General features: G+C 70.9%; 4 protein-coding genes. 3 read left to right on the top strand and 1 reads right to left on the bottom strand.

Annotated features, from left to right (window positions below):
- Positions 1-2,182: ATP-binding protein (locus tag EJK15_RS66290; protein ID WP_420847188.1), on the top strand; the 2,182-nt coding region annotated here is incomplete at its 5' end.
- Here EJK15_RS66290 and glgB read toward each other — a convergent pair.
- Positions 2,160-4,313 (bottom strand): 1,4-alpha-glucan branching protein GlgB, encoded by a 2,154-nt coding sequence (glgB, locus tag EJK15_RS66295; protein WP_138720438.1) that lies wholly within the window; start codon positions 4,311-4,313, stop codon positions 2,160-2,162. The genes EJK15_RS66290 and glgB overlap by 23 nt on opposite strands.
- 194 nt (positions 4,314-4,507) lie before the next feature.
- On the opposite strand from glgB, the gene EJK15_RS66300 reads away from it, so the two are divergent.
- Together EJK15_RS66300 and EJK15_RS66305 are read left to right on the top strand one after the other, a co-directional pair.
- Positions 4,508-5,233: a DUF4328 domain-containing protein gene (locus tag EJK15_RS66300; protein WP_138720439.1), complete on the top strand. Its 726-nt coding sequence runs from the start codon at positions 4,508-4,510 to the stop codon at positions 5,231-5,233.
- Between the two features lie 164 nt (positions 5,234-5,397).
- The coding region (locus EJK15_RS66305) for a S8 family peptidase (RefSeq protein ID WP_171075378.1) at positions 5,398-6,877 on the top strand (1,480 nt) is incomplete at its 3' end.

The raw sequence follows: 6,877 nt of genomic DNA on the forward strand, positions 1-6,877 counted from the left end.
TGGCGGGGGTGTGTGGCTGGTTGAGATGGCGGTGCTGGGGCCACGGGCCGGGGTCGTCGAGGTGGCGGAGGCGATCGCCGGCGTCCTCGGGTTGCGGGACGACGTGGCCGACTCCATGGTCGATCGGCTGGCGGCCGCGTTGGAGGGGAAGGAGACGCTGCTCGTTCTCGACAACTGCGAGCACGTCGTCGAGCAGGTCGCCGCGCTGGCCGCCCGGCTCCTGAGGGCCGCGCCCCGGCTGCGGATCCTGGCCACCAGCCAGGAGTCGCTGCGGATCGAGGGCGAGACGCTGTGGAGTGTGCCGCCGCTGGATTCGGGGGCGGCCGTGGAGCTGTTCGCGGCACGGGCGGGCATCGAGCCGGACGCGGACGTGGCGGAGATCTGTGCCAGGCTCGACGGCCTCCCGCTGGCGCTGGAGCTGGCCGCGACCAGGATGCGGGCGCTGACCCCGCGCCAGCTCGCCGACCGGCTCGACGACCGGTTCAGGCTGCTCGCCTCGGGCCGGCGGGGCGCCCCCGCCAGGCAACAGACGTTGCGGGCGGTGATCGACTGGAGCTGGGAGCTGCTGAGCGAAGCCGAGCGGGTCGTGCTGCGGCGGCTGGCCGTGCACGCTGACGGGTGCACGCTGGAGGCGGCCGAGGAGGTGTGCGCCGAACCGGGCGTGGACGTGCTCGACCTGCTGGCCAGGCTGGTGGACCGGTCGCTGGTGGTGCGGGTGTCGGGGCCGAGGTATCGGCTGCTGGAGTCGGTCGCGGCCTACTGCCAGGAGCGGCTGGGCGAGGCGGGCGAGCACGACCTGATCAGGCTGCGGCACGTCCGCTACTACGCCGCCCTGGCCGAGCGGGCTGAGCCGTACCTTCGGGGACACGAGCAGCGGCGCACGCTCGCGCAGCTCGACGCCGAGAGCGCCAACCTGAGGGTGGCGCTGGATACGGCGGTACGGCTGGGCGCGGCCGGCGAGGCGGTGCGGTTGGTCAACGCGATGGCCTGGTATTGGGTGCTGCGCGGCAAGCTGGGCGAGGGCCAGCGGGCGCTGGAAACGGCCCTGTCCATCTCAACGACGGCTTCCGGTGCGGCGAAGGCTTCCGGTGCGGCGGAGGCCGAGGTGTGGCTGGCTGGGTTGCGGATGTTGGGCGGGCAGCCCCGGGTGCTGGACGACCCGCTGTTCGAGGCCATTGAGGACCCTCTCCGCCGGGCCAGGGCGAGATGGTTCGCCGGGTTCGCGTTGTTCGGGTACGACGACCTGATGGCGAGCGCCGGCCTTGTACGGCGCGCGCTGGAGGTCTTCCGCGAGCTGGGCGACACCTGGGGCACGGCCGCGGCGCTGAACGTACTGGCCAGATACGCCGCCATGCGCGGCGACCTGGACGCGCTGCGGCGGGACGGTGAGCAGGGATTGACCCTGTTCAGGGAGGTCGGCGACCGGTGGGGCGAGATGCGGGCCGCGGAGAACCTCAGCACGCTCGCCGAGATCACCGGCGACTACGAGCGGGCCGCCACGCTGCGCGTGGAGGGCCTGCGGATGGCCGAGGAGCTCGGGTTGTGGAGCTCGGTGTCCGACGCGCTGTCGCGGCTGGGCAGGATCGCCATGCTGACGGGCGACGACGCGGCGGCCGACGACTACCACGAACGGGCCAGGCGGCTGGCGGTGGCGCAGTCGAACCGTCCCGCCGAGGAGTTCGCCGAACTCGGGCTCGCGCTCGGGGCCCGGCGGCAGGGGCGGCTGGACGAGGCCGAGCGGCGGCTGCGCAGGTGGCTGGAGTGGGTCAGGGACGTGGCCGGTGAGCCCGGGGCCGCGCTGATCCTGGCCGAGCTCGGGTTCGTCGCCGAGCAGCGGGGCGACGCGGCGGCCGCGCTGGAGCTGCAGCTGCAGGGCCTGGCGGCGGCCCGCAAGGTCGGAGACCCGCGCGCCACCGCACTGGCGCTGGAGGGGCTGGCGGGCGCCCAGGCGCTCGCCGGGCGGCACGAGGAGGCGGGGTCGCTGCTGGGCCGGGCGGCGGCGCTCAGAGCGTCCGTGGGCGCGCCGCTGCCAGATGGTGAGCGGCGCGACGTCGACCGGATCACGGCCACGGTGCAGGCCGCCCTCGGCCGGGACGGCACCGCGGCGGCCATGTCGCGGGGCGCGGCCCAGCCGCTGGAAAACCGGAGGCCGAGGTTGTTTATCGCGTCCCCTCGTGCGTGAGCCAGACGGCGCCCAGCGGCGGCACCCTCAGCATGGTGGAGTACGGCAGCCCGTGGCAGGCCTCGACGACCGCCTCGACCTCCCCCATGTTCCCCACGCCGCTGCCCCAGTAGTCGTACGCGTCGGTGTTGACGACCTCTTCCCACCGCCCGGAGTACGGCAGCCCGAGCCGGTAGCTCTCGTGCGCCGCGCCGCTGAAGTTGACCACGCACGCCACCGCCGACCCGTCGGCCGCGTAGCGGACGAACGAGAACGTGTTCCCCGCCGAGTCGTCGGCGTCGATCCACCGGAACCCGTCGGGCGAGGTGTCCTGCTCCCACAGTGCCGGAGTCTCTTTGTAGAGCCTGTTCAGGTCGCGGACCAGCCGCTGCACGCCCTTGTGCCCGTCGAACTCCAGCACCCACCAGTCCAGCCCGCGCTCCTCCGACCACTCCGAGCCCTGGCCGAACTCGCCGCCCATGAACAGCAGCTGCTTGCCGGGATGCGCCCACATGAACGCCAGCAGCGCCCGCAGCTGCGCGAACCGCTGCCATTCGTCCCCCGGCATCTTGCCGAGCAGCGACCCCTTGCCGTGCACGACCTCGTCGTGGGACAGCGGCAGCATGTAGTTCTCTGAGTACGCGTACAGCAGCGAGAACGTCATCTGGTGATGGTGGTACTGCCGGAAGATCGGCTCATGGCGCAGGTACTCGAGCGTGTCGTGCATCCAGCCCATGTTCCACTTGAACCCGAACCCGAGCCCGCCCAGGTGCACCGGCCGCGACACCCCAGGCCAGGCCGTCGACTCCTCCGCCACGGTCGTGATGCCCGGCGCCTCGCGGTAGGTCACCGCGTTCATCTCCTTGAGGAACTCGACCGCGTCGAGGTTCTCCCTGCCGCCGTAGACGTTCGGCGTCCACTCGCCCTCCCGCCGCGAGTAGTCCAGGTAGAGCATCGACGCCACCGCGTCCACCCGCAGCCCGTCGATGTGGAACTCCTTCAGCCAGTAGAGAGCGTTCGCGACCAGGAAGTTACGCACCTCCCTGCGGCCGAAGTCGAAGACGTACGTGCCCCAGTCCGGATGCTCGCCCCTGGCCGGGTCGGCGTGCTCGTAGAGCGGCGTGCCGTCGAAGCGCGCCAGCGCCCAGTCGTCCATCGGGAAGTGCGCCGGCACCCAGTCCAGCAGCACGCCGATGCCGTGCTGGTGCATCCGGTCCACGAAGTGGCGGAACTCGTCAGGGGTGCCGAACCTGGCCGTCGGCGCGTAGTACGACGTCACCTGGTAGCCCCACGACCCGCCGAACGGATGCTCGGCCACCGGCAGCAGCTCCACGTGCGTGAACCCCAGGTCGGCGACGTAATCGGAGAGCTGGTCGGCCAGCTCCACGTAGGTCAGCCCGGGCCGCCACGACCCCAGATGCACTTCGTACACGCTCATCGGCTCGGCCAGCGGACGCCTCTCCGGCCGATCGGCCATCCACGTGCCGTCCTCCCAGGTGTAGTCGGACCGCTCCACCACGGAGGCCGTCAAGGGCGGCACCTCGGTCCGCCTGGCCATCGGGTCGGCCTTGTCCCGCCACATCCCGTCGGCGCCGAGGATCTGGTACTTGTACCGCTCACCCGGCTCGATCCCGGGCACGAACAGCTCCCACACTCCCGAACGGCCCAGCGACCGCATCGGGTAGGCGGTGCCGTCCCAGAGGTTGAAGTCGCCGACGACCCTGATGCCGCGCGCGTTCGGCGCCCAGACGGAGAACGCCGTGCCCTCGACGTCCTGGTGCTCCATCACACGCGCGCCGAGCGCCTCCCACAGTCGCTCATGCCGTCCTTCACCGATGAGGTGCAGGTCCACCTCGCCCAGCGTGGGCCAATGCCGGTAGGGGTCGCGGACCTCGTACGGCTCCGCGCCGGCGTATTTGACGCTCAGCGTGTAGTCGGGCACCTTGTCCAGGCCCGGGACCATGACCTCGAACACCCCGTGGGCCTGGTGTTTCATGTCGTGGGCTGTTCCGTCCTCCAGCACCACCCTGACCTGCTCGGCGAGCGGGCGCAGCGCGCGGAAGACCACACCGCCGGCCCCGGGGTGCGCTCCAAGTACGGAGTGCGGATCGTGATGTGCCCCACCCGCCAGGCGATCGAGCTCTGTCCTCATCGGCATGCTCCCAACCTTGCCCTAAGACGGCCGTACACCCCAGGCACTGCCCGCTTTCACCGAGACAATCACAGAAAGTGCAAAATCCCGGCTTCATCACGGGATGATGCCGGGATGAATAACTGATCGTTTCCCGGCTCTTGGCCCGACATACTGGTGCGCCGCTCGTCAAGCCCGCCAGAAAGGTCCGAGCCATGTACCCGCCACCCCCCGCCTACCCGCACGAGGGCTACCCACCGCCGCCCCAGCCGTTGCGCCCGGTCCGGGGTGTCGCGATCTTCGCGGTGGTGGCACTGGTCTGCGACTCGCTCGCCGGCATCGTCGCCGCGGTCATCGATCTCTGGTACGCGGCGCTCCTCGACCGCGTGATCGCCGACCCCGACTCCGTGCCGGAGTCGGAGATCACCGCGGGCGACGTCGTCTTCGGGTTGTCCGGCATCCTGGAGGTCGTCACGTACGTCGTCGCGATCGCGGCCTTCCTGGTCTGGCTGTTCAGGGTCCGGGCGAACGCCGAGATCCTCTCGCCGGACGGGCACCGGCGGGCCATGCCCTGGCTGATCTTCGGCTGGGTGGTGCCGATCATCTCGTTCTGGTTCCCGAAGCAGATCGTGGACGACGTCTACGACGCCTCCGCCCCTACCCCCTCGCCGCCGAAGGGCCTGCTCCACGCCTGGTGGGCGGCCTGGCTGATCGGCAGCTGGACATCGAACGTGGGCGCGCGCATGCTGAACGACGCCGAGGAGCTGGAACCCCTGGCCGGGGCCGCGCGGTTCGACGTGGTGAGCATCGGACTGCTGCTGGTCGCCGCCGTGCTCGCGATCTTCGTCATCCGCAAGATCACCGATGCCCAGGAAGAGCACCGCTCGGCAGCCGCCGCCGACGCCGCTCCCGCCGTCCCTGGCGCGTATCCGGCGTACTGACGCCCAGGGACCGGCGGGGCCTGGTTGACCGGCAGGTTACGGGTCCACAGCGCTGAATATTTGACGGGCGCCCGCTGAAAGTTCGGTGAGAAACGGGTCAGAGGCCTGTGCCTGCCCGGAAAATCGCCCTAAACTCCGAGATCATCCCCCTCGGAGGAAGACGCGTGCGACTTCGCCACCTGATCGTGTGCTCGATCGCTCTGGCCCTGATGCCCCTTGCGGGCCCGGCCTTCGCAGACGACCCGACACCGACTCCCACCCCCTCGCCCAGCGCCTCCCAGGACAAGGTCGAGGACGGCTTAGGCACCGACGGCGGCACCGAGAGGGCCATCGTCGAGCTGACCGACCCCGCCCAGAACGCGCCCGTGGCGAGCCAGGCGGCGGCCGAGAGCGTGGACGTGCTGCTGCAGCCGCAGAACCAGTCGTTCATGGTCGTCGAGGGCACCGCCGAGGAGCTGGCGAAGCTGGCCGAGGACCCGCGGGTCACCTCGATCCACCGGGACCGGACGTACACGCCCGTGGACGTCGCCCCCAACCTCAAGCTGATCGGCGCCGACCAGGCGCACGCCAAGGGCCTCACCGGGGCGGGCCAGGCGGTGGCGGTGCTGGACACCGGCATCGACCGCGACCACCCGTGGTTCGGCGACCGGATCGTGGCCGAGGCGTGCTTCTCGGCCGTGGAGAGCGGCGTCGAGTCACTGTGCCCGAACGGGCAGACAGAGATGACGGGCGCGGGCGCGGCCGACGCCATGACGGCGAAGTGCCTGGCCGACAGCGTGAACCTGTGCGACCACGGCACCCACGTCGCGGGCATCGCGGCCGGCACCGGGGGCGTGGCGCCGGGCGCGAAGATCGTGGCAGTGCAGGTGTTCAGCAGGGTCAACGACGAGGACATCTGCGGTGAGCCGGCGTGCCTGCTGGCGTTCGAGTCGTCGCTGCGGCTGGCTATGGACTACGTGGCCGGGCTGAGCGAGCCGGTCGCGGCGGTGAACCTGAGCCTGGGCGGCTCGCTGTCCGAGACCGAGTGCGACGGCGGCGAGGAGGGCGCGATCTTCAAGCCGAAGATCGACGCGCTGCTGGCCAAGGGCGTCGCGACCGTGGTGGCCGCGGGGAACGAGTTCTTCGAGGGGGCGTCGTACCCGGCGTGCATCTCCTCGGCGGTGGCCGTCGGGGCGAACGACGGCGTCGACGCGATCGCCGACTTCTCGAACCGGGGCGCGCTGGTGGACCTGTTCGCGCCGGGCGTGGAGATCGAGTCGGCGGTGCCGGACAACCAGACGACCGCGTACAGCGGCACGTCGATGGCCACGCCGCACGTGGCCGGGGCGCTGGCCCTGATGAAGGCGGTCTCGCCGCAGACGCCGATGGCCGACCTGATCAACACGCTGAAGACGACCGGCAGGCCGTACGTGTACGAGGCCAACGGCACGCAGGTCACCACGCCGCGCCTGGACCTGGCGGCGGCCCTGGCCGGGGCGGCGCCGCAGCCCCCCATCACGCAGACCCCGATCGCCCCTGAGCCCTACCCCACGGGAAGCTGTCTCTTATACACGTCTCGGAGCCCACGAGACCCTAAGACAGCTCGTATGCCGTCTTCTGCTTGTAAAAAAAAAAGAGGTAGGGAGCACGAGGTGGGATTCGAGA

Origin of the sequence: Nonomuraea basaltis (assembly GCF_005893125.1) — a bacterium.
GTDB classification, from domain to species: Bacteria; Actinomycetota; Actinomycetes; order Streptosporangiales; family Streptosporangiaceae; genus Nonomuraea; species Nonomuraea basaltis.

Excerpts from the sequence above, each read along its gene's own strand:
- glgB (WP_138720438.1), bottom strand. The coding sequence starts at position 4,313 with ATGAGGACAGAGCTCGATCGCCTGGCGGGTGGGGCACATCACGATCCG.
- EJK15_RS66300 (WP_138720439.1), top strand. The coding sequence starts at position 4,508 with ATGTACCCGCCACCCCCCGCCTACCCGCACGAGGGCTACCCACCGCCG.